This window comes from Gracilibacillus halotolerans, assembly GCF_014206945.1.
In the GTDB taxonomy this organism is placed as follows: Bacteria; Bacillota; Bacilli; order Bacillales; family Amphibacillaceae; genus Gracilibacillus; species Gracilibacillus halotolerans.
The window spans coordinates 64,100-87,857 of record NZ_JACHON010000011.1 but is presented as its reverse complement, the minus strand read 5'-3'; the positions used below and the strand labels follow the sequence as shown (position 1 = coordinate 87,857).

Annotated in this window: 20 protein-coding genes, 2 tRNA genes, 1 rRNA gene, 1 other RNA gene and 1 other annotated feature; of the genes, 5 read left to right on the top strand and 19 right to left on the bottom strand. The window is 37.4% G+C overall.

Annotated features, from left to right (window positions below; all coding sequences use genetic code 11):
* From GGQ92_RS11035 to tadA, 10 genes are all read right to left on the bottom strand, one after another.
* Window positions 1–92 (bottom strand): 16S ribosomal RNA (locus tag GGQ92_RS11035); the annotation flags it as partial.
* Window positions 93–582: 490 nt separating this feature from the next.
* Window positions 583–4,257, bottom strand: a complete 3,675-nt coding sequence (gene pelA / locus GGQ92_RS11030) for a pectate lyase (protein ID WP_184248560.1) — start codon at window positions 4,255–4,257, stop codon at window positions 583–585.
* A 151-nt stretch (window positions 4,258–4,408) separates the two neighbouring features.
* Entirely contained in the window at window positions 4,409–5,236 is an 828-nt protein-coding gene (locus GGQ92_RS11025) for an AraC family transcriptional regulator (protein WP_184248557.1), read from the bottom strand.
* Between the two features lie 159 nt (window positions 5,237–5,395).
* Window positions 5,396–5,656, bottom strand: coding sequence for a pro-sigmaK processing inhibitor BofA family protein (locus GGQ92_RS11020; protein WP_184248554.1), 261 nt, complete (start codon window positions 5,654–5,656; stop codon window positions 5,396–5,398).
* A 97-nt stretch (window positions 5,657–5,753) separates the two neighbouring features.
* On the bottom strand, window positions 5,754–5,966 hold the full coding sequence (locus tag GGQ92_RS11015) for a YaaL family protein (protein ID WP_184248551.1): 213 nt from the start codon (window positions 5,964–5,966) through the stop codon (window positions 5,754–5,756).
* A gap of 15 nt (window positions 5,967–5,981) precedes the next feature.
* Window positions 5,982–6,578 carry a recombination mediator RecR gene (gene recR, locus GGQ92_RS11010; RefSeq protein WP_184248548.1) on the bottom strand — a complete coding sequence of 199 codons (597 nt, stop codon included), beginning with the start codon at window positions 6,576–6,578 and terminating at the stop codon, window positions 5,982–5,984.
* A 12-nt stretch (window positions 6,579–6,590) separates the two neighbouring features.
* Window positions 6,591–6,911 (bottom strand): YbaB/EbfC family nucleoid-associated protein, encoded by a 321-nt coding sequence (locus GGQ92_RS11005; protein WP_184248545.1) that lies wholly within the window; start codon window positions 6,909–6,911, stop codon window positions 6,591–6,593.
* 31 nt (window positions 6,912–6,942) lie between these two features.
* On the bottom strand, window positions 6,943–8,640 hold the full coding sequence (dnaX, locus tag GGQ92_RS11000; protein ID WP_184248542.1) for a DNA polymerase III subunit gamma/tau: 1,698 nt from the start codon (window positions 8,638–8,640) through the stop codon (window positions 6,943–6,945).
* Between the two features lie 262 nt (window positions 8,641–8,902).
* An RNA gene (ffs, locus tag GGQ92_RS10995) (signal recognition particle sRNA large type) lies at window positions 8,903–9,168 on the bottom strand.
* 93 nt (window positions 9,169–9,261) lie between these two features.
* Window positions 9,262–9,735 (bottom strand): tRNA adenosine(34) deaminase TadA, encoded by a 474-nt coding sequence (tadA, locus tag GGQ92_RS10990; protein WP_184248539.1) that lies wholly within the window; start codon window positions 9,733–9,735, stop codon window positions 9,262–9,264.
* Between the two features lie 114 nt (window positions 9,736–9,849).
* On the opposite strand from tadA, the gene GGQ92_RS10985 reads away from it, so the two are divergent.
* The 5 genes from GGQ92_RS10985 to GGQ92_RS10965 all read left to right on the top strand — a co-directional run bounded on the left by GGQ92_RS10985 (window position 9,850) and on the right by GGQ92_RS10965 (window position 15,702).
* Entirely contained in the window at window positions 9,850–10,371 is a 522-nt protein-coding gene (locus GGQ92_RS10985) for a cysteine hydrolase family protein (protein ID WP_184248536.1), read from the top strand.
* A 75-nt stretch (window positions 10,372–10,446) separates the two neighbouring features.
* Entirely contained in the window at window positions 10,447–11,733 is a 1,287-nt protein-coding gene (locus tag GGQ92_RS10980) for a glycoside hydrolase family 18 protein (RefSeq protein ID WP_184248533.1), read from the top strand.
* Window positions 11,734–11,882: 149 nt separating this feature from the next.
* Window positions 11,883–13,370: a spore germination protein gene (locus GGQ92_RS10975; RefSeq protein ID WP_184248530.1), complete on the top strand. Its 1,488-nt coding sequence runs from the start codon at window positions 11,883–11,885 to the stop codon at window positions 13,368–13,370.
* 5 nt (window positions 13,371–13,375) lie between these two features.
* Window positions 13,376–14,464 carry a GerAB/ArcD/ProY family transporter gene (locus GGQ92_RS10970; RefSeq protein ID WP_184248527.1) on the top strand — a complete coding sequence of 363 codons (1,089 nt, stop codon included), beginning with the start codon at window positions 13,376–13,378 and terminating at the stop codon, window positions 14,462–14,464.
* The gene (locus tag GGQ92_RS10965; protein ID WP_184248524.1) at window positions 14,461–15,702 is read left to right on the top strand and encodes a Ger(x)C family spore germination protein; all 1,242 of its coding nucleotides are present in this window, start codon (window positions 14,461–14,463) and stop codon (window positions 15,700–15,702) included. The genes GGQ92_RS10970 and GGQ92_RS10965 overlap by 4 nt, the downstream gene beginning before the upstream one ends.
* Before the next feature lie 176 nt (window positions 15,703–15,878).
* Here the strand turns inward: GGQ92_RS10965 and GGQ92_RS10960 are convergent.
* The 9 genes from GGQ92_RS10960 to pdxS form a co-directional block, all read right to left on the bottom strand.
* Window positions 15,879–15,951: transfer RNA gene (locus GGQ92_RS10960), tRNA-Arg, on the bottom strand.
* A 51-nt stretch (window positions 15,952–16,002) separates the two neighbouring features.
* Complete coding sequence (proC, locus tag GGQ92_RS10955; protein WP_184248521.1) at window positions 16,003–16,827, bottom strand: pyrroline-5-carboxylate reductase; 825 nt, start codon at window positions 16,825–16,827, stop codon at window positions 16,003–16,005.
* Between the two features lie 177 nt (window positions 16,828–17,004).
* Window positions 17,005–17,097, bottom strand: a tRNA-Ser gene (locus GGQ92_RS10950).
* 157 nt (window positions 17,098–17,254) lie between these two features.
* Window positions 17,255–18,073: a carbohydrate ABC transporter permease gene (locus tag GGQ92_RS10945; protein WP_184248519.1), complete on the bottom strand. Its 819-nt coding sequence runs from the start codon at window positions 18,071–18,073 to the stop codon at window positions 17,255–17,257.
* On the bottom strand, window positions 18,073–18,933 hold the full coding sequence (locus GGQ92_RS10940) for a carbohydrate ABC transporter permease (protein WP_184248516.1): 861 nt from the start codon (window positions 18,931–18,933) through the stop codon (window positions 18,073–18,075). The genes GGQ92_RS10945 and GGQ92_RS10940 overlap by 1 nt, the downstream gene beginning before the upstream one ends.
* A 65-nt stretch (window positions 18,934–18,998) precedes the next feature.
* Window positions 18,999–20,312 (bottom strand): ABC transporter substrate-binding protein, encoded by a 1,314-nt coding sequence (locus GGQ92_RS10935; protein WP_184248513.1) that lies wholly within the window; start codon window positions 20,310–20,312, stop codon window positions 18,999–19,001.
* 364 nt (window positions 20,313–20,676) lie between these two features.
* Window positions 20,677–21,954 (bottom strand): serine--tRNA ligase, encoded by a 1,278-nt coding sequence (serS, locus tag GGQ92_RS10930; protein WP_184248510.1) that lies wholly within the window; start codon window positions 21,952–21,954, stop codon window positions 20,677–20,679.
* Between the two features lie 52 nt (window positions 21,955–22,006).
* Window positions 22,007–22,213 (bottom strand) — a binding site (T-box leader).
* Between the two features lie 5 nt (window positions 22,214–22,218).
* A complete protein-coding gene (gene pdxT, locus GGQ92_RS10925) occupies window positions 22,219–22,806 on the bottom strand; it encodes a pyridoxal 5'-phosphate synthase glutaminase subunit PdxT (RefSeq protein ID WP_184248507.1) in 588 nt (195 codons plus the stop codon).
* 23 nt (window positions 22,807–22,829) lie between these two features.
* Window positions 22,830–23,714: a pyridoxal 5'-phosphate synthase lyase subunit PdxS gene (gene pdxS / locus GGQ92_RS10920; protein WP_184248504.1), complete on the bottom strand. Its 885-nt coding sequence runs from the start codon at window positions 23,712–23,714 to the stop codon at window positions 22,830–22,832.
* Between the last annotated feature and the right edge of the window lie 44 nt (window positions 23,715–23,758).

The window sequence follows — 23,758 nt, the reverse complement described above, 5'->3', positions numbered from 1 at the left end:
CCGAAGGAATCGGTTTGCTTCCCGCGCTCGACTTGCATGTATTAGGCACGCCGCCAGCGTTCGTCCTGAGCCAAGATCAAACTCTCAATAAAAGATTTGCACATATTGTGCTAATGCCGACTTGCGACATATGATCTTGCTCGCTTAAAAGCTAGCATATTGCTTATATTTCTTACTCGTTGTTTGATTCAGTTTTCAATGATCAAGTTGTAAGCATCGCTTTTTGGCGACTTCTTAAATATAACATTTTTCATATTAACTGTCAATGCTTTTTTTGAAATTATCTAGTGCAATGTGTTCAATATAACACTTCATTATTTCATTAAGTCTATTTCAGTTAACCTGTTATAGTTTGAAGTTGGAACGCCTGCTTTTAAAAGCGACTTGAATAATATATCATATCGTTTTATTCCTTGCAAGGACTTTTTAGATTTTTTTCTCCTTAAATTTATTATTATTCATTTTTAAGATTTTAGTCGTATTAATTAGTAAGTGAAAAGTTGGGGCAAAATCTCTTCATCTACAATAACCTGTAGTCTGTCTGTTACGTTGTAAATCCGTTTTGCCCCAATCTCAATTATTCTAATTTAATGTAGGAACCCAACCACCGAGAACATTCTCTACGGTATATTCTGTAGCATCCTCATCGGTTAGTTGTCTTCTATTATTATTGATGGCTACACCAGGACCCTCATTATTATATTCATATAGTCTTGCGTCCTCAGGTTGAAAACCACCCATTTCTGTCCATCCTTCTTCCTTAATATGCTCTCCTAAATAACTTTCTTTGTACACTACATTAGCGATAGCTGTTGGATTACTACTAGGTTGCCACGGTCGCCCTAAATATACCGTTCCTTCTTTTGCGTCACTTGTCAGTTCACTGCGAAGAATTAAGAAACCATATTGATCCTGTTGTGTACTCGCAGCTGTGATATAACCATTATTCGTATCAGAGCCTCGATCAACCGAGTGAATCGTACAATTTTCAAACACAGCACTTGCTCCACCAAATATAAAATCCACATCTCCTTCTATATAGCTGTCATAATAATACTGAGTGCCCGAATGAGCAAACAGTGTATCCTGATTCCCTAACAGACGGACGTTATTAAATACCATACGTTCTCCTGCAGCATATACAGCTACTGCTTGTTTACCTTCCGTTTCAATTGATTCATCGAAACTATTCTCTATCGTCAAACTTTCAATGGTTACATCATTTGAACGGAAGAATGCTGTAGCACTACCGCTAGTACCTAAAGTACCTCCCACACCATTATCCTTACCTGCATAATTATCATAGCGAATTATTGTATCTTCGCTATCTTCTCCTATTAAATGAACATTTGGTTTATCTGCAGGAATAGTTACAACTTCTTCATATATACCGTTCTTAATGAAGACTTCTATCCTATCTTCACTCTGCTCCGGTATGGCGTCAATTGCTGCTTGTACGGTATCGAAGTTTCCTGTTCCATCTTTCGCTACAACTAATTTGTTTTCTAGACGATTCATTGTCTCCGTAAAGTCTTTTAGTTGAATGAATTGTCCTTCGGTTAATACTCTCCCTTTCTCATCAGTATTATTACTACCGACCGTTTGAGCGTAAATACGATTCACAAAATAGCCTGTTGTTTTTGCCATTTCTAATAGAACATGTCCATAACTACCACCCCATTGATATCCATTTCTTCGTTCCTCTTCAATTTCATGAATATCATGCTTAATTACTCCGTCTCTTCCGGAAAAGATAGGTTTATTTGTTCCAATCTCATAAAAACGATACCATGTGATAGCATTCTCATCTTCTACAAAGTAATTTCCATTTTCATCTCCACCACTTACATAGCGAATACCTTCTAGCTTTGTTTCGTCGTACCACGCTAAGGCAGCTTCTACTGCATCTCGTATCTCCTCAGACTCATCCATCCGTTCCATCAAAAATTGAACAATAGCAACAGATTCCTTCCCAGAGATAGAAGCATGCTCATAACTTCTGCCAGCTACTGGTTCATATGTCTCTGGATGATGTTGTTGTCCCCATGCTGTTTTTACTCCATTTGCCTCGATTTGGGCATTTAAAATGTAATGAACTGCACGATTAATGGATGCTTCTATTGCTGCCTTTGTGTCTTCTGTAACAATATCACTGTTGTATGGATATTCACCATGCACTATGTCCTCGAACATATTCAGCACACGAATCATTGCTTCATCATTAAACGTGACCATATCTGAGTAATTGCCTCTTCGTGGATATACTTGAGCAAAACCGCCTGTTTCGTATTGAAGATCAAATAGGAATTCAAGACCTTTTTGAAAGCTATCTCGATATTTTTCCTCTCCTGTTGCTGTATAAACTTCTGCAAGAAATCTCATTTCGTTCACTGTTGCATCATTATCAATCATTCCCAGCTCCGTTCCGTCACTGTTAACCCATTCCGAACGTGGTTCTTCCCCATCCCACTTTCTACTATGATCCATACCTTTAGACCAACCGCCGTTTTCCATTTGCCAAGTAATGATATTATCAGCAAGCTCTTTCGCTGCATCTAAATCCCCTGTAAAGCTACCTTCTTCCTTTTCAATAAAATAGAATTCTCCATCAATTTGTTCGATTGTCTCAAATAAAATAACGGTGTTACCGAATTTATCTTGTGTCACTCCTGCCTTCGGCGCATTTAAATGTTTATTTAATAATGGTGTTAACCCATTCCAACTACCTGTTGGTACGGATAGTTTTATATCATCAATGTCTACCTCGTTTAGTTCACCATTTACCGTTACTGCTATTAAATGAGGTGTCAATGCACGTACATTCGTGATAAATAACGTATCCGATTCTTGTTCTGACTCCTCTATCAAGCTTGCGACCATAGCCTTCGCTTCATTCCACGTCATATTAGACTTAATACCGTGATTTTTTGGATGATTTGGATTCATCATTCCTTGTCGTGCTAATTTCCCCATCATCCCTTTTCCTTCTTCCTCTTCCGATACATAATCCATCAAATCACCAACAATCATAGCAAGATGGTTTTTACTTAATGTTTGGGTGAAGTCTATCTCATCCCAGAGAAAGTCGGGAACATACTGGTCAGATTGAGCAATGTCCACTACATAATATTCCCAATCTGTTGGATTATAAGGTCCTATAGATGCTTGTGGTCGGATGTTTTTGTAAACCGCCTGTTTCTCTAATCCAAACTCTCGATTGATAAGTGCAAGTAATTCCATTCCTGTAATTAGCTCTTCGCCCGCTTTTTCTTGTTCATGTATAATGCCTAATTGCTTTAATTTAAGCATTGTCAGGCCATCAATCCATTCTTCTAATTCCATTAACTCTGTATCAACTGGGGTATTACTTGAATCGGATTCGTTATCATTATGGATACGGAAGTGATCGATATTGCCACCACCTTCCGCTCCTGTAGAAGTTAGACGAATCACGTTACTTCCGGACTCAAAATGGATTGACGTAGATTCCAAACGCCAATCTGCCCAGTCTCCAGTTGGTGGGAATGATAGCTCTTCTACTGGTTCTCCATTAATACTTATCTCAGCAGGTCGATTACTTCCTCCCGCATGAGCATACCGAAAATCAATAAAATAAGTTGCGGATACCGGAATATCGACAGTCCACTCTACGTAACCCCCTGGTACATTAGGGTTATAATCAATAAAACCCTCCCCTGTAAATCCTTGATGTTTATTATCAATAATAAACCCTTCTCCGCTACCATCTTCTGCTTCTGTAAGTATATTAACCGCGCGATACACATAAAGATGATCGATATTCGCTCCACCTTCATCGGCGGTTGCGGTTAAACGTACTTTGTGTGTACCTGACGATAACTGTGTTTTCGCTGATGTATATGTATAATCGTCAAATTCACCAGATTGAGGGAAATCTAATTGTTCCACAACAACATTGCCGTTCACTTCTAATTGAGCGTGACGGTTATCCGGTTTCCCATGAGCATAACGAAAGGCAAGAATATACTCTCCTGCATCCTCTATCGGAATATCCCACTCAATATATCCACCTGGTTCATTCGGTTGGAAGTCAATGAATCCCTCACCGGTAAAACCGAGGTGCTTATTATCAACGATAAACCCTTCACCTTTCGCCTTTTCTGCTTCGAAAATATCACCCGGGAAGTCAATTGTCTTAGCTAAACTACGCGCTTCAAAAACGATAAAAAGTACTGGTATAGCGAGTAAGATAATGAAAAAGGTTGTCCATTTACGCATTTTATAGCTCTCCTCTCGTAATATATTAAGCGCTTACATTTATAAGTATAACAAGGACAACCTAACATTTTATGCTGTATACATTTCATTTCTTAAACGTTTTTGTTGGTCGATTAGTCATGGTCTATGTATCACCTGTATGTAAAAAGTTCTAGATTCGTTGGCGATATTGGTTTGGGGATAGACCTTTCGCGCGTTTAAACACACGGTTGAAATGCACTTGTGTGGAATATCCAACTCGTTGAGCTATTAGATGAACGGGTAAGTTTGTTTCACTTAATAGCCGTTCTGCTTCTGTGATTCGCAAGTGATTAACATACTCTACAAAACCGAAACCTGTTGTCCGTTTAAATATTCTACTAATGTAATGTTCATTGAGGTGAAAGGTTTGTGATAACTTATGTAAAGAGAGATTTTGATGGAAGTGATTGTGGATATATTTTAATAAGTCAGGTACATGATAATCATCATTTTTTTCTGTACGATCAATATTGGTAATATCCCCCCTTATCCTATTGCTAATAATCAATAATTGTAACAACAACGATTTTAAATATAATCTACTATCCTCTCTCGGATTAGTATATTCTTCTTTCATTTGATTCAATAACGCTTGAATTTGCTTTAATTTTTGTAGTGGAACATGTAGGATACATGTCCCATCATTGAATAGTCGTTGTAATAGATAACGTCCCTCTTCTGACAGAAACTCGTTGCGAAAGTTTACAACAAACCGCTTATGAGGAATACCCAGTACTTCACTCGTTTGATGGAGAACATTGGGGTGTATAAACACCATTTGGTTCGCTATGATTTTATATTGCTTACCGTTAATATTAAAATATCTTTCTCCTTCTAATAGATAGTAAATTTCGTAATCATTATGTAAATGAGGATTGTCCATGTTTTTCATTCTCTCACTACCTGCATAATCTATATAAAAAGATTGTTTACGCAACGAAACATTGACTCTACTCAAATCTCCCGTCTCTCCTTTCTAATAATGAAATGTATAGTATCATTCTATACCCTCTTTTCCTAAAGTGTAACGCACACATGGTAGCAAATTTTTTATTAAACATAACAATTAAAAAAACTCTTACCAATGGAGGTAAGAGCTTCATTCTATAAATACCTATTAAAATATAAAAACGTGTATCGCTGTTAAGCTAGCTAAGCCTGGTAATCCTAGAAATCCAGCAACTAAAGCAGTAAAGGCATTAATCGGGATATGCAAACCTAATTGTGCTCCAAAGATGTTAAGGAAAAACAAACATAATACTCCTATTGTTACTCTTATGAAAAGTTTCCCTGTCCATCGCACAAATTGAAGCGGTATCCCTTTAATAAACAATAGAACAATAGCACCTAACACCCCTAGTATAATCCATACATTCATCATAACTTGTCCCCTTTTCCCATAGATTCCTTACTATTATCTATGCGAAAGAGAAATCAAATAGACTTAAAAGAATGAAATAGATGCATGTGAGCTATTATAATGCAGAAATATTCCTTATTTTTGCTTCACGTATTAAATATAAGTACTTTGCCTTGGAAATAGCCAATTCGTATTGCCCTTCCTCACTCGGCTCCACGCTTCTACTCATAATGGACTCTAAGTTGGTCCACTCATCCTTTAAAGTAAATATTTTGTTCAATAATTCTTGATCCATTGCTTTCTTTTTTAAATCCTTCACTTTTTTCATGTTGTTCGCCTCTTTCTAGACTTCCCTTCTACCTTCCAGGGCTTTAGATAAGGTTACTTCATCAGCGTATTCCAAATCTCCACCCATTGGAAGTCCATGTGCAATTCTAGTTGTTTTAATACCAGAAGGTTTTACTAATCTCGAAATATACATGGCAGTCGCTTCTCCCTCAACATTTGGATTGGTTGCAAGGATTAGTTCTTGAACTTCTTCATCCTTAAGTCTGTTAATTAGGGAAGGAACATTGATATCTTCTGGTCCTATTCCATCCATAGGAGAAATAGCGCCATGAAGTACGTGATACTTTCCATTAAACTCTTTCATCTTCTCCATCGCAATTACATCTTTTGGATCTTGCACCACACAGATAAGAGAGCGATCCCGCGAATCGTCCTGACAAATGGAACACGGGTCGGTATCTGTAATATTTCCACATATACTACAATGTGTTAGCTCCCTTTTTGCGTTGGCAAGAGCCTTAGCAAAGTCTAGCACGTCTTCTTCTTTCATATTCAGTACAAAGAATGCCAGGCGGACAGCTGTTTTCGGTCCTATCCCTGGCAACTTCGTAAAACTATCAATTAATTTGGATATTGGCTCCGGATAATACACAATGCAATCCTCCTAGAACATACCTCCAGGCAAATTTAATCCTTTTGTAAATTTACCCATTACGTCATTTGTCTTTTCATCTACTTCTTTTAGTACTTCGTTCGTCGCTGCCAATATAAGATCTTGAAGCATTTCGATGTCATCAGGATCTACTACCTCTTCTTTAATCTCTACATCGGTAATTTCTTTCTTCCCATTCGCTACTACTTTTACCATTCCACCACCAGCAGTTGCTTCAAACGCCATTTCTTCTAATTCTGACTGAGCCTTCATCATATCCTTTTGCATTTTTTGCATTTGTTTCATCATTTTATTCATATTTCCTCCACGCATGTTAAAAACCTCCTAATTATATTCAATTTAGTTAATCATGAATTTCTATAACATCATCACCAAAAAGTTTTCTTGCTTCATCTACTACAGGATCTCCCTTTGGCGCTTCTTCCTTTTCTTCTAAAGAGATTGTATCTTTCTGTTTCTGCTGAGAGACATACTCCTCGCGAAGACTTTTCCATTCTTCCTCAGGTACTGGTATAAATGTCATTGGTTGCCCAATCACTTCTGCCATTACTAATTCTATCGTTTCTTTATGTTCCAACGCAAGTGAACAATGAATTTCATAACGAAATGCAATGATCACCGTTGTTTCTGAAGCAGCACGAGGTTGACTATTTTGAACTGTAGCATGAGCTGGTGCACTCCGCTGCTTTAGTTGATCCATAAAGTCTGGCCATCTACTTTTCATGGTTTGTAACGAAGGCTTTGTCGCTTCACTCAATACATGTCGTATTCGCTCAAATGGTACCTTATATGTTTTAGGTCCATTAGAACTACTTCTTCTAGACGGTTGCTGTGCTGGAGCAGGTGAATTTACTTGATTTCCTTGACTGCTAACCTGTTCTAATGCTTTTTCTAAAGTAGATAGTCGTTCCATTAATTTTTCATAGCCTGCATTACTTGGTTGTTGACTAGCTGTTTGATTACTACCACTAATTTTTAACACTGTAATTTCGAGGAAAACCTTCGGACTATTTGTCCATCGAATTTCTTGCTGACACTGATTCCATTCCTTAATAGAATGTTGAATCCACTCGCTGTCTAATTCTTTTGCTAAAGTTTGAAAAGCTTCATCTGTAATTGCTCGCTCTAAAGATTGAGCCATGTCCGGCGAGGCCTGATAGAGCAATAAATCTCGTAAATAATAGATAAGATCTAATACAAACCTTCCTGGATCTTTACCCTCCTGTATAAGCGAATCAATAACGGAGAGAGCTTCTTTCATTTCTTTTTTATGCATATGGTTAACAAGTTTCGATAATTCCTCTTGTGATACAGATCCTGTTACAGCCAACACATCTTCAAGCTTAACATGCCCATCACTATATGAAATAGCTTGGTCTAAAATACTTAAAGCATCTCTCATACCACCTTCAGCAGCTAAAGCAACTGCTTGTAAGGCATCCATATCAACCTCTACATTTTCCTTATCTACTATTGTCTGCATACGCACTACAATATCTGTTTGCGTTATACGTTTAAAATCAAATCGCTGACATCGGGAAATGATCGTCAATGGTATCTTATGAGGCTCTGTCGTAGCTAAAATAAAAATTACATGCTGTGGCGGTTCTTCCAATGTTTTCAATAAGGCATTAAAAGCACCGATCGACAACATATGTACTTCATCAATAATATAAACCTTATATGTTACTGCACTTGGTGCATATTTCACTTTATCACGAATATCACGTATTTGTTCCACTCCGTTATTTGAAGCAGCATCAATTTCTACTACATCGGAGATAGAACCATCAAGAATTCCTTTACAAGCTTCACACTCATTACACGGTTCAAGAGCTGGGCCTCTTTGACAATTAACCGCCTGCGCAAATATTTTTGCAGCACTTGTTTTCCCTGTACCACGTGGACCAGAAAACAAATAGGCGTGCGTGAATTTATTTTGCATGATTGCATTTTGCAATGTACGAGTAATGTGTTCTTGACCTACCACATCTTCAAAAACTCTTGGCCGAAACACACGATACAATGCCTGATAGGCCATATGCCAGCTCCTCCTTTACCTTCAAAGTCCTTTCTTTATTGTAGCAAATCCTCTCCATAAAGACGAGTAAGAAATAAGCGATCTACTAGTGAATCTCTAACGATGGTAATGTTTATTAAAGTTTATCATATTTGAGGAAGTATAGAGGAATAATCGACCATAAGTGAGGAATGTAGATTATCTACGAATTTAGTCATTTAGTAATTAAAACAATAAATAAACCAGTAGAGTATTGTCTACTGGTCAGTGTATGTAAGTGAAGCCGTGCACCAAGCTTCGATGCTATTGCCCTAAGCGTTACTTAAGATTGCAGCTCAGCCCAGGCTTCCCTGCGGCACACAGGAGAGATCGCTTAATGCTGCTTCCTTCCGGACCTGACATAGTTCACGAGCTCCTGTTGCGCAGGACCCGGACGTCGGCACTGCTCCTTTAAGGCAGACCTTAAAGCAATAACACCTCGGCAAGGGATTCAGTCTCGCTATAGCGGATTGCGAGTACAGGGCACCGCTACCTCCCCACCTAGCACGGCAAATTGGTTAACATTCTTTTAAGCACTATTTGAAGTGCATTTTATATTATAACCCGAATACAAGAAAAATGCAAAGGGTAGAAGCATCCTTTTTATCCCTGTTTTTCTTTTCTTTTCTTATTTCGAATTTGCTGAAAAAAGTTACTTAATAGCTCACCCGTTTCTTTCTCTAATACACCAGCTATAATTTCCGTTTGATGGTTAAAACGGTCATCTTGAAGCAAATTATAAAGGCTACCTGCGCATCCAGCTTTAGGGTCACTCGCACCGTAAACAACACGAGGAATTCGAGATTGTAATATAGCACCTGCACACATTGGGCAAGGTTCTAAAGTAACGTATAACGTACATTCCTCTAATCGCCAACTACCTATCGCTTCATTTGCTGCTTGAATAGCGAGCAGTTCCGCATGCGAATTCGTCGTTTGTAACGTTTCCCGAAGATTGTATCCCGAAGCAATGATTTCGTTATTTTTAACAATAATCGCCCCGATTGGCACCTCACCTTTTTCTTCGGCTAACCTTGCTTGTTCAATTGCAAGCTCCATGTATTGCTCGTCATTCATCAAGAACATTCCTTTTTTTATTTTATAGTGAGACAAAATAGGGAAAACTGCAAGTAAAGCGGATAGAAGTACAGAAAATAACCGCGACAAAAATAGGATATGAGGAGATTCTAAATGAGAAAAACAGCCGTACTGATTATTGATATGATTAATGATTTTGATTTTAGTGAAGGTAATATGCTTTTACAACATACAAGGGAAATCGTCCCTAATATAAAGAACTTAAAAGATTATGCCAAGGAAAATCACTATCCGATCATTTATATTAACGATCATTATCACACATGGGAATCAGACTATAAAAAAATTGTGGAAGCATGTCGCACAAATGAAAATGACGACATTATCGAGCAAGGGATGCCGACAGATGAGGACTACTTTATTATGAAGCCGCAAATGTCTGGTTTCTTTCGTACGCCTTTACGCTCGTTATTAGAAGAATTAGGTATTGAACATCTTATATTAGCTGGGATTGCAGGGAATATATGCATTTTGTTTACCGCGAATGATGCCCACATGCGAGGGTATACGCTGCACATTCCATCCAATTGTGTGGCTTCCAATACGGACCAACATAATAACGAAGCATTACTGTTAATGCAAAAAGTATTCGATGCGGATATTACTGCCATTTGAATGTTTGTTTCATGTTCTAGTTTCTGTTCCTCTCACATAACCTGTTAAGAGATACTATGTGAGAGGAGAAAAGCTATGCAAATTTATGTCGTGAATAGAGGAGATAGCTTATATTCCATTGCTCGCCAATATGGAGTAACGTATCAATCAATTGTCAGCGCAAATGAGTTAAATCCCGAAGAATACTTAGTAATTGGCCAAGCGCTTGTTATTCCAATTGAAGGGCATTTTTATACGGTTAAAGCTGGAGAGAGCTTTTATTCCATTGGCCAGAAATTCGGAATTTCTGCTGCCGAACTAGCAAGAATCAATAATATTAACTTATATCAACCATTACTTGAAGGGGCTACACTATATATACCAGAAACGGATAAAAGGACCATAGAAGTTAATGCTTATATTGAACCAATTGGTGGCACAGTGTCTGATACATTAGAAAATGCAGCGGAAAAACATAGTCGTAGTTTAACCTATTTATCACCCTTTTCTTATCAATTAGACCGTCAAGGTACCCTAATCCCTCCACCTCTTAACAGGTTTCCGGAAATTGCAAACGCCAATAATGCCGCTCTAACCTTGGTCGTTACTAACCTAGAAGAAGGAGCATTTAGTAGAGATTTAGGCACAGCAATTCTGACAAATGAGCAGGTTCAAGATAATCTACTAAACAACATCGTACAAGAAGCGAATAGGGTTGGGTATCGAGATATACACTTTGATTTCGAATATTTAGATCCAGCTAACCGAGAAGATTATAATCAATTTTTACGTAAGGCTGCTGATCGACTCCATGCTGAAGGACTTCTTATCTCTACTGCGTTAGCACCAAAAACAAGTGCGACGCAAGAGGGGGATTGGTATGAAGCACATGATTATCGAGCACATGGTGAAATAGTAGATTTTGTCGTCTTAATGACGTATGAATGGGGATATAGCGGAGGACCAGCAATGGCTGTTTCACCCATCGGCCCTGTTACAGAGGTAGTTGATTACGCGCTAACGGAAATGCCTTCTAGTAAAATTATGCTAGGCCAGAATCTATACGGCTATGACTGGACTTTACCTTATGAACCCGGAGGAGAATATGCAAGAGCATTAAGTCCCGTTCAAGCAGTATCCCTTGCAAGGACAACGAATCAAGCGATATTATACGATGAAGAATCGCAAGCACCTTATTTCTTCTATTATGATGACGAGGGAAACCAGCATGAAGTATGGTTCGAAGATGCACGTTCTATCCAGGCGAAGTTCCAATTAATAAAAGAAAAGAATTTACGAGGAATTAGTTATTGGAAACTTGGTTTGGCCTTTCCGCAAAACTGGTATCTTTTAAATGACCAATTTACCATTAGAAAAAGATAGAAAACTTTACATTCCTTATCCGAGCGTTCGATCGCTCGGATTTTTTATTTCCATGGCATAATTTACGCTTTCTCATTACATAAAAACATTAGCTTTACACAACATAGGGAGGAGTAAAAAAGCAGACTGGTTAGAAATGGGGTCCCTTCATGCGTTTTTTTCAAAATAAAAAGCCCACAAAAAAAGAAAAGGAAGATCAAAAGTTACCTATCCATCCTACTCTCACTGAAAACATAGATAAAATGAAACAATTATTTTCGTATGACATTAATAAAGATTTTTCTATGCGCACTTTAACGATTCAGCAAGACCAGAAAAAAGGTTGCTTATTTTACTATGGTTCGATTGTCGATGGAGCGATGATTAACGAGCATATTATTAAACCATTATTTGAAAACAAAGGCGACTCTATCAAGAATATTGTAACGATCGAAAATGTGGAAGAGACAACAGAATTTAAAACCGTCATTCAAAATATTAACAGTGGTAAAGCAATGTTATTTGTTGATGGGGAAGGAATTGCTTATGCCATGGATGTTGCTAAATTTGAGCATCGTAATGTAGCTAAATCAGAAAATGAATCAGTTATCAAAGGGCCACAAGACGCGTTTACCGAGTCCTTAAACGTAAATCTTTCGCTCATCCGCAAGCAATTACATAGTAAGCATTTAATCAATGAAGGTATTCAAATTGGAGAAAAATCTGTTAGCGAAGTAAACATTCTATATGTCAAAGACCTCGTAAACGATGACATCTTAAACAATATAAAGGAAAGAATAAATGATATAAATGCGGATACAGTACGAAATCTAGAAGTTTTAGAGCAATATTTAGAAGAACGACCTTATTCCTTAATTCCTACGATGCTTTACACAGAAAAACCTGATAGAGCGGCATCTTATTTAGAGGATGGCTTTATTGTCCTTTTAATGGATAGTTCTTCAGCCTGCTTAATTGTGCCTGTTACCTTTTGGTCCTTTTTTCATTCTCCAGAGGATCGGTATTTACGATTCTTATATGGAAATGCCAGTAGAATCATTCGGTTATGTTGTTTTTTCTTAACATCACTTGTATCCGCAACCTTTGTGGCAATTACCAATTTTCATAGTGAAATGATACCGCCAGATTTGTTATTAGCGATTACCGCTTCTAGAGAACGTGTTCCTTTTCCTTTAATCATCGAAATTTTATTAATGGAATTAGCTTTTGAGATTATTCGTGAGGCTGGATTGCGGATTCCAAATCCCTTAGGACCGACAATTGGTATAGTCGGAGCATTAATATTAGGACAAGCTGCCGTTGAAGCCAATATTATTAGTCCTATTATTGTAATCGTAGTTGCTTTGTCCGGACTTTCTTCGTTTGCTTTATCGGAAGTCAATATTAATTTTACCGTACGTCTCATGCGCTTCATTTTTATTATTGCTGGTGGATTCTTTGGAATGTTAGGACTAACAGGAGCTTTTCTCTTATTCTTTATGTACACCGCATCGGTTAGGTCTTTTGGTGTTCCATTTTTTTCGCCGATGTCACCACATTTCATTTCTTCCAACGACACGATATTTCGAAGTACAATACAAAAGGAAAAATATCGACCAGATTATATAAAGCCTAAAGACATACAAAAGAAAGGGTGATTCTGTTGCAAAACAATGGATTTCTGAAAACTCGTGAAATATTTGCTATAGCTCTGATTTTTGTCAGCCTAAAAGCAACAGATTCCACCCCTACTTTAATTGCTCAAAAGACGCAAAACGCGACATGGATGGTTCCTATCATTTCGTTTTTGCTCATTTTGCCAAGCTTTTTACTAATGATTTATCTACTGAAAAAGTATAATGATAAAAATCTAGTGGAATTATTTGAAGCTGTTACAGGGAAATGGATAGGGAAATTGCTAGGTTTGGTTATCTTTTTGTTTTGTATGTCTGCGTTAATGTTTGAATCTCGAAATTATATTGATCAAATTAAAGTATTGTACTTTCATAACAGTCCGATGGAAATCATGTTTTTCTTATTTATTGGTGTTGTTTTCTTTGGTGCTAAAAAAGGAATTGAAGTCATCGGGTTTACAGCTTGGATTAGCTTTCCGATTATTCAATTTACAGCTATATTAGTCATCGTTCTTATCTCGGGAGAAGTCATCATCCAAAGAGCCTTCCCCATTTTTGGTTCTGGATTAGAGCAGGTACTCACACAAGGTTATTCAAAAGCGGCTATCTTTGGAGAGTTATTTGTTTTACTTATTGCCTATAACGCTACAAAGGAAAGTCGGATGTTTCGCAAAGGATTATTACTAGCAGCCTTTGTTGGCCTGATAGAAATAGTAGTCTTCTATTTTGTTTACATCACGGTATTTGATTACAATTCTATTCAAAAAGCAGCCTTTCCTTTTCATGATATCACTCAATTTATTAGTTTTGGTAATTTCTTTACGAATATAGAAACCGTCTTTATGATATTTTGGTTATTTGCTGCTTTTCTAAAGTTTATTATCCTTATTTATTTCACTGCATGGATCTTCGGTACTATTTTCAACCTAAAAAGCTTTGAACCTATATTACTGCCGATTAGTCTCCTCACTATTCTTGGCGGAATATTACCATTCAACTCAGGCTTAACAGAGCTTGTATATCACGAGAGGCTGCTGGCGTGGTTATCTCTCTTTTTTATCGCTTTTCCTATTGTCTTATGGCTGATTGCTTGGAAAAAAGGAGAATTAAAAGCATGAAGAAATATTGGTTACTTATGATTTTTATCCTATTTCTTACCGGATGTTACGATCGAATAGAATTGGAGCAACAGGCCTATGTCATTATTATTGGTGTCGATAAAACCGATAGAGAAGGCATTTACGAATACACCTTTCAAATTGCTAACCCAGAAGTGGGGACATCTGCAAATGGAGGATCCAGTGAACCAGCTACAGAGATAGTATCTGTAGAAGGTGGAGATATACTAAGCGCTACAAATACCGCAAATGCTTTTGTTGCGAAAAGGATGACATTAGATCATACGAAAGCCATTGTAGCATCAGAAGAACTCGCACGTTCCGATGACTTTATGCGTGTCATTCAAGTAGCAACTAGATCTCCACAATTAAGACGAACGATTCAGCTAATTGTAAGTAAAGAGAGAGCATCCGAATTTGTTAATAATTTTGAACCTTTAATCGAAAAGCGCCCTCATAAATTCTATCAATTCCTTTTACAAAGTGGACAAGAGATTGGCTTTGTACCTGATGCAACACTCCATCGTTTTTTTCAAATAACGGAAGGGGATGCCGATTTATTTTTAGGTATTTATACAACCACTATTTTAGAGGAAGTGAAAAAGAATCACGATGGCGTTGAAGATGACTATATCGCAGGTGAAGTACCTCAACAAGGGGGAACATCTACTCAATTTATGGGTTCCGCTGTATTTAAAGAGGGGAAAATGATTGATACACTAACAGGTGAAGAAACACGAATAACCTATATGCTCGATCCAACTGTAGACATGGAAAATATTATGGCTACTATTAAGGATCCGTTAGATCCTAATTTTCTTATTTCTTATCAATACAGACAAAAGAAAAAGCCAAAAATTTCTGTCGACTATCATCCTGATAAACCAACAAAAATTAATGTAGATGTTTACTTTGTTTTAGAAGTTGTAGCGATTCCGAGCCTAATTCCTTATCCAAGTGATACAGAGAAAGCAGAGAAACTCCAACAAGCTGTGATTGATACATTAACGGAAAAAACAGACGAACTGATTAAAAAATCACAAACAGAATATGAATCAGATCCGTTTTATTGGTCTTTATATGTGCGTAGCGCATTTAAGGATATTCCGGAATACGAAAAAGCGGATTGGCACAAGAAAATTTATCCAAACGCCGAGATTGATGTTCATTTTCATGTTCAAGCTTTAGAATTTGGGAAGACAATTAAAGACTTCGATTTAAGGAACGTGAGGGATTAGATGTATTTTCTTTTACTAAGTTTAGTCTGTATATTTGTGCTTTATCGAACAGCTGTATTTGGGATAATTTCGATGAAAGAGGGTAATAAATTGGGGGCTATCGGTATCTTTAGCTTTATTCCAGCGATTCTCGTCTTTATGACCCTCTGGATAATGAAATTTTAATATGATATATACGGCCCTAGCAGGATTCGAACCTGCGACGCATCGTTTAGGAAACGAACGCTCTATCCCCTGAGCTATAGGGCCATCATGTGTGGCTAACGTATGTTGTTTCACGTTAGCCTTCATTTTTTTATCTTACTTTTCTAATTCTGCTCGCATTTGCTGTGAGCGGTTCGCAGTTGCGTTTAAACTCTTAATAACAGCTTCCTTAAATTGCAATTCACTTAATGATTGAATTCCAGCTTCTGTTGTTCCACCTGGACTCGTAATTTTTTTCCTCAATATTTCTGGTTTTTCCTTTGTTGAGGCTAGCATTTCACCAACCCCTCGAATCGTCTCTATCATTAAAGGTTTTGCCGTTTCCAATGATAACCCTTTTTCCGTTGCAAATTGTTCCATTGCTTCTACCATAAAGTAGTAAAAAGCAGGTGCACTTCCTGCCAAAGCAGTATAGTCATCCATTTCCTCTTCAACAATAACAGCAGTCGTTCCGATTGATTTCATTAGCTCGTCGACTAAATCGATGTGCTCTTGTTCCACATGAGTACCTTTTGCAATTGTAGTTGCGGATCGACCAATTGTTGCCGATGTATTTGGCATCACTCGAATCACTGGAGCTTTACAATGAAGTAAGCTTTCAATGTACGTTGAAGAAATTCCAGCTAACAAAGACACAACAATATGATTTTCTGTCAAAACCTCGTCCAATTCATTTAAAGAGGTTTGGATATCTTTTGGCTTCATAGCAAGGATAACGACATTACTTTTCTCTACCGCTTCTAATCTATTTTGTGTCGTTTGGATTTGATATTCTTCTTCTAATCGTTGCAATCGTTCTTTATTAGAGTAATTTGTAGCAATAATATGATTGGTTGGTACAATTTCCTTTGCTGTCATTCCAGCAATAATAGCTTCTGCCATGGATCCAGCACCGATAAACGATACAACTGTATTTTTCATTCATTTAACATCCTTTGTGTATTCTACTTTTTTTCATTATACGAGAATAAAAGAACGGATGTAAAGGGAGATTCCCTCCCTTTCCTTCTTAGGCATGTCACCCGTGTATAATAGAAAAAACCACTATGGTGGTAATCCATAATGGTTTTGTAATCTCCAATTTTGTGTTCAATTAAATGGAGGAGGTAGAGGGATTCGAACCCCCGCGCGGTTTGACCCGCCTGTCGGTTTTCAAGACCGATCCCTTCAGCCAGACTTGGGTATACCTCCACATTCAAGTGCGACAAGATATAATTTAACATATCTAAAAATAGAAGTCAATTATATTGTTAAAATTTTTACGAAAAGAAATCGAGCATGGTGATAGTGGCTCTTTATACTACCATGCCCGTCTATTTTCAAAACTATACATTGGCCCCTCTTAGGACTATTTTACAGCCCCTTCAGAAACTCCAGCGATAATTTGACGCTGTGCAAAGAAGTAACCGATAATAACTGGCAATATCGATATGGTTAGACCTGCTAACGCCAAATGCCACTGAGTAGTATATTGGCCAAAGAATAAGAATAATCGAAGTGGTATGGTTTCCGTATTTCCTCCACCAATCACTAGAGACGGTAACAAGTAATCATTCCAAATCCATATCACATTTAAAATTCCTACTGTTACGGAAATTGGTTTTAATTGCGGGAAAATGATATACCAGAATGTTTGAAACTTATTACAACCATCAATTGTAGCTGCCTCATCCAACGCTTGTGGGACTCCTTTTAATGCTCCGTGATATAAAAAGATCGCAAGACTAGATCCGAATCCTAAATACATAAAGATAAGGCCAATTGGATTTAACATGTCCACTTTTCCAAAAATCATTACTAACGGAATCATAACAGATTGAAACGGGATCAACATCGCGGCGACGAAAAGCATAAAAATAAAATTACTAAGCTTTCCTTTATTTCGATTCAACGCATAGGCAGCCATAGATGAAAAAATGATAATGACTGCGATACTAAAGGTAGTAATGAATAAAGAATTTAAAAATGTGCGGATAAACTGTAACTCTTGGAATGCTTCTGTAAAATTCTCAAACGTGAATTCTTCGGGCAACCCTAACGTATCCGTAAAAATATTACGCTTTGTCTTAAATGAATTCACAATCATTAAATAGAATGGCAATAACCACGTGAGAGCAAGAGTCCCTGCAATTATTCCTAGCAGTACGTTTTTTCGCCTTTTTACCATTATAAATCCACCTCTCTTTTCTTATTAAAATAAACCTGTGACAAAGAAAAGATCGCTACAATGATAAAAAAGATGACTGCCTTTGCCTGGGCGTAAGCCATATTATTGTCTGTAAATGCTGTTTTAACAATATCCATCGCAAGCATTTGCGTTGAATTATATGGACCACCATCGGTTAAGGCTAAATTTTGGTCATACAGTTTAAAACTATTGGATAATGTTAAAAATAAACTAACAGTAAACGCAGGAGCAATCAGCGGAAACTTTACTCTCCAAAATTTTTGAAATGGACTAGCGCCATCTATTTCTGCTGCTTCAATTAATTCATTCGGTATTCCTTGTAAATAAGCAATATATATAACCATTACATATCCGGATAGTTGCCATGTCATTAATATAACCAATCCCCAGAAGCCTGTTTCAGTAGTCGACAACCATCCATTTAAAAAAGGTATACCGAACAATGTCCCGATGCTTGAAAATACTTTAATAAAGATAAACTGCCAAATAAAACCTAATATTAACCCACCTATAAGATTCGGCATAAAGAAAATCGTTCTTAATACATTTCTTGATTTTAATTTTGATGTAACAATCAACGCTAGACTTAAACCAAAAGCATTGATAAGTAAGATAGATGCAATAGAAAATAAAGTAGTAAACTGAAGTGCATTCAAAAATTCACTATCCTGAAATAACGTAATATAATGATCGAGTCCAACGAATTGAGACGTCTTTATCCCATCCCAATCGGTAAACGAGTAGATCGTTCCATATAGTAACGGTACAAAAACAACAAGAACCAGCGCCAGAATAACTGGCGCTAGAAATAACCAAAAAGAAAGATCCCTATTTCTCATACGAACACTCCTTCATGTAAGCTGATTAACGACGAATGAAGTATTTATTATTTTATTCCATTTCGCTATTGTCGAGATTTCTCCCACTCTGCAATACTTTCTTCGACTATTTCATCCCATGTCGCTGCATCGCTAACATATTTTTGAATGTTCGCCCCAAGAATATCTTGTGCCCATGCTACTGGATAACCATTAAATGTCCATCCACTAGTTTTTCCATCCGTTGCATATGCATAAATCTCTTGAGATAGTGGATCAGCAATTTTACTTTCATCATATCCTTCATAAGCTGGAATAAACTTAAACTCTTCCAACACAAATTGCTTTCCAGTTTCCGACGTATAAATCCAATCTAGGAAGTCTTTCGCCGCTTTTATTTCTGCTTCATCTTTATTTTTATTAACTGCCCAATAGTTAGGTACACCTACAGGCATCTTCATCTCACCATCTAACGGAATAGGTAAAATACCAATATCATTTTCTGCAACCTCTGGATCCATTGATTCAATTGTGCTATATACCCAATTTCCTTGTTGTATCATTGCTACTTGACCTGTGGAAAATAGTTCTTCTACTTGTTGTGAATAATCGAGGCTTAATGTTGGTTGAACAGAATATTTATTTTGGAAGTCAATAAATGCTTTCATTTGTTCACCATGTTGAAATGCTACGGAGTTAGATTGATAGGCTTTCATAACATCGCCATCAAATTCTGGGGTGAGAAATACGTTTGCTAAATGCTGACCAGTAACCCATGTTTCCTTGACTGGAAAAGCGATCACTGCTTGTAAACCTAGTTCATCTTTCTTACTATCTATTGTTTTTGCCGCCGCTTCTAAATCCTCTAAGCTTTGAATCGTAGAAGGATCGACACCAGCTTCTTCAAAAACTTTTTTGTTATAAATCATCCCATACCCTTCTTGATTGTAAGGTAATCCTAAGACAGCACCATCTTGTGAGACACCAGTAAGTGTACTATCTAATGCTGCATTAGCAGCATCTGTGTCACTTACATCAGCAAGCAAATCCTCATATTGCTCTACATCAGATGGTCCTCCAATGTTAAAAATAGTAGGTTCTTCTCCAGAAGATATTTTAGCTTTTAATACCGAAGCATAGTCACTGCCCCCTCCAACAGTTTCAATATTAATTGTTACATGTTCATTTTCTTCTTCATACAAGGCAGCTAATTCTTCAAACTGATCTTTAAACTCTACTTTAAATTGGAATACTTCGATTGATACTTCTTCAGCTGAATCTCCATCCTGATTAGATTCCCCACTCTTTTCTTTTGTCGAGTTACTTTCATCAGAGGAGCACGCAATCAGGCCTAAACAACTTAACAACAATACCGCTACAAATAAAAATCTCTTTTTCATTTTTTAACCTCCCTTTTTTGAAACCGTTATCATTTAAGTGCAATCGGTTTCATCAAATTAAATTTAACACTGCTATTATTAGTTGTCAATACCTATTCTACTAATTAATGGATAGTTATAGTTAGTAAAGCGCCTGAATAACATAGGTATAATGGACACTTTTCTAAAAATATTGATTGATACTTTGCTTTTATTCATTATAACCTAATACAAACGTTTGCATTATTTATTGTATAAGCGTTTTTATCTAAAGAAAGGAGAGTAGAAATCATTCATCTACTTTTAAAAACACGTTTCAATTGAAAAAAAAATGGCTGAGTGATTCACATCCACTCAGCCATTTTTGAAGCTATTTAATTACGTTTTACTTAGTGATGACAGTCTTGCCACCCATATATGGAACAAGTACTTCAGGGACTTTTACAGAGCCGTCCGCTTGTTGATAGTGCTCTAGAATCGCAGCAACTGTTCGGCCTACAGCTAAACCAGAACCATTTATAGTATGAACATACTCTGGTTTTCCTTTTGCCTCACGTCGGAAACGAATACCAGCACGTCGAGCTTGAAAATCTTCAAAGTTAGAGCAAGAAGAAATTTCTCGGTACGTATCATTACTTGGCATCCAAACTTCTAAATCGTATTTCTTAGCCGCTGTAAATCCTAGATCCGCTGTACACATTTTTAAGACACGATAAGGAAGTTCCAACAGTTGCAGGACTTTTTCCGCGTGACCTGTTAATTCTTCCAATTTATCATAAGATTCTTCAGGCTTAACAAATTGTACAAGTTCTACCTTATTAAATTGATGCTGTCGAATTAGCCCCCGAGTATCACGACCTGCAGAACCTGCTTCAGAACGGAAGCTACTGCTATAAGCAGTAAATTTAGCCGGAAGCTGATCTACATTTAATATTTCTTCTCGATAGTAATTCGTTACAGGAACCTCTGCTGTCGGTACTAAAAAGTATTCCCAATCCTCTAGTTTAAAAGCGTCTTCTTCAAATTTAGGAAGCTGACCTGTACCTGTCATACTTGCGCGATTTACGATATACGGTGGAAGCATCTCTTCGTATCCATGTTCATCAGCATGGAGGTCCATCATGAAGTTGATTAAAGCTCTTTCTAATCGAGCTCCTAGTCCTTTATAAAAGACAAATCTACTTCCCGTTACTTTTCCGGCACGTTCAAAGTCTAGAATATCTAACTCAGTTGCTACATCCCAATGTGGCTTATGTTCAAAGTCAAATTGAGGTACTTCTCCCCACTTTCGAATTTCCACATTATCGTCTTCTGATTCGCCAATCGGAACAGATTCATGTGGAATATTAGGAATAGAGAATAACAATTCTTGTAGTTTTTCTTCTACTTCACGAAGCTCCTGATCAATTTCCTTAATGCGGTCACCGACTTCACGCATTTCTTTAATTTTATCATCCGCATCTTGTTTCTCTTTCTTTAACATTGCTATTTCTTTCGATACTTCGTTTCTCTTTGCCTTTAATTGCTCTGTTTCTGTAATGTAATTTCTTCTCTTTTCATCCCATTCTGCAAACTTGTCTAAATCATTCAAATCTTCTCCGCGATGTTGTAATTTTTGTTTCACTTCCTCTAAATTACTACGGAGTAATTTCATATCTAACATTCCAATTCCTCCTTCATTTATTTTTAAGTAAATAAAAAACTCCCCTCCCTAATAAAGGGACGAGAGTAAACCCGCGATACCACCCTAATTGAAGAGACAAGCTCCTCCGGCTCAAGCAACAATAACGGGTTGCATCCGAGTACACTTCTATCATGTACTACTCCAGGATGGATTCACTTTTCTCATACACTAGTTTCCACCTACCACTAGCTCTCTGAAGTATGAATAAAAAGCTACTATTTCCTATCATCACTTTCATTTTATTTATTGAGCTACTAACTTGCTCTTTTTAACCATTTCAATAAAATGATTCGTTAATCTATTGTCATCTGTCAGCTCTGGATGAAACGCACTACACATAATGTTTCCTTCCTGTGCTGCAACTATTCTTCCATCATATGTTGCTAAGACTTCGACGTTTGGGCCAACCTCTTCAATATATGGTGCTCGAATAAACACTGCTTCAAAGTCTTCCGCAATCCCTGTTATTTGTAACGTTGCCTCAAAAGAATCACGTTGACGCCCAAAACCATTTCGAACAGCCTTTATATCTATTAAACCAAGGTGCGCATTGTCTTGTCCAATAATTTCATTAGCTAATAAGATAAGTCCAGCACAGGTACCAAAAATAGGGTTACCTGCTTTACCAAATTGCACTAACGCATCATAAAAATCATATTGATCAATGAGTCGACGAATTGTCGTACTCTCACCACCTGGTAAAATTAAACCGTCTATCGTGTCAAGCTGCTCTTTATGTTTTACAACAACAGCTTCTTCACCTAGTGATTCAATAGCATGAACATGCTCTCTTACAGCACCTTGTAGACCTAAAACACCTATTTTAACCATTCTATCTTCCCCTGTCTTTTGCCTTACCATCCACGGTCTTGCATGCGTTCTTCAGGAGCAATCTTACTAATTTCTAAACCTTTCATCGCAGAACCAAGATCTTTGGAGACTTTAGCAATTAAATCATAGTCTTTGTAATGAGTTGTTGCTTCCACGATTGCACGTGCGAATTTCTCTGGATTGTCAGATTTAAAAATACCTGAACCTACAAAAACGCCATCTGCTCCTAACTCCATCATAAGCGCAGCATCAGCCGGTGTTGCAACCCCACCTGCAGCAAAATTCACAACTGGTAAACGTCCTAGTTCTTTAATTTCTAATAGAACTTCGTATGGAGCACCTAAATCTTTTGCATATGTCATTACTTCATCTGTAGACATATGAGTTAACTTACGTACTTGTGCATTCACTTCACGAATATGACGCACTGCTTCAACAATGTTACCTGTACCCGGCTCACCTTTTGTACGAAGCATTGAAGTACCTTCACCAATACGACGAGCTGCTTCTCCTAAGTTACGGCAACCACAAACAAAAGGAACCGTATAGTCACGTTTGTTTAAATGATATACTTCGTCAGCTGGAGTTAATACTTCACTCTCATCAATATAGTCTACTCCCATAGATTCTAATACTTTTGCTTCTACAATATGACCAATTCTTGCTTTTGCCATAACCGGAATCGATACAGCATTCATTACTTCTTCTACTATAGTAGGATCCGCCATACGAGCAACTCCACCTGCTGCACGAATATCAGATGGAACTCGTTCTAAAGCCATTACCGCTACTGCACCAGCTTGTTCTGCAATTTTTGCTTGTTCTGCATTGACAACGTCCATAATAACGCCGCCTTTTTGCATTTCTGCCATACCTCTTTTAACTCTATCTGTCCCCACTTTAGACATTATAATAGCCTCCTAAAATTGAACTATATCATCATTTTTTAACG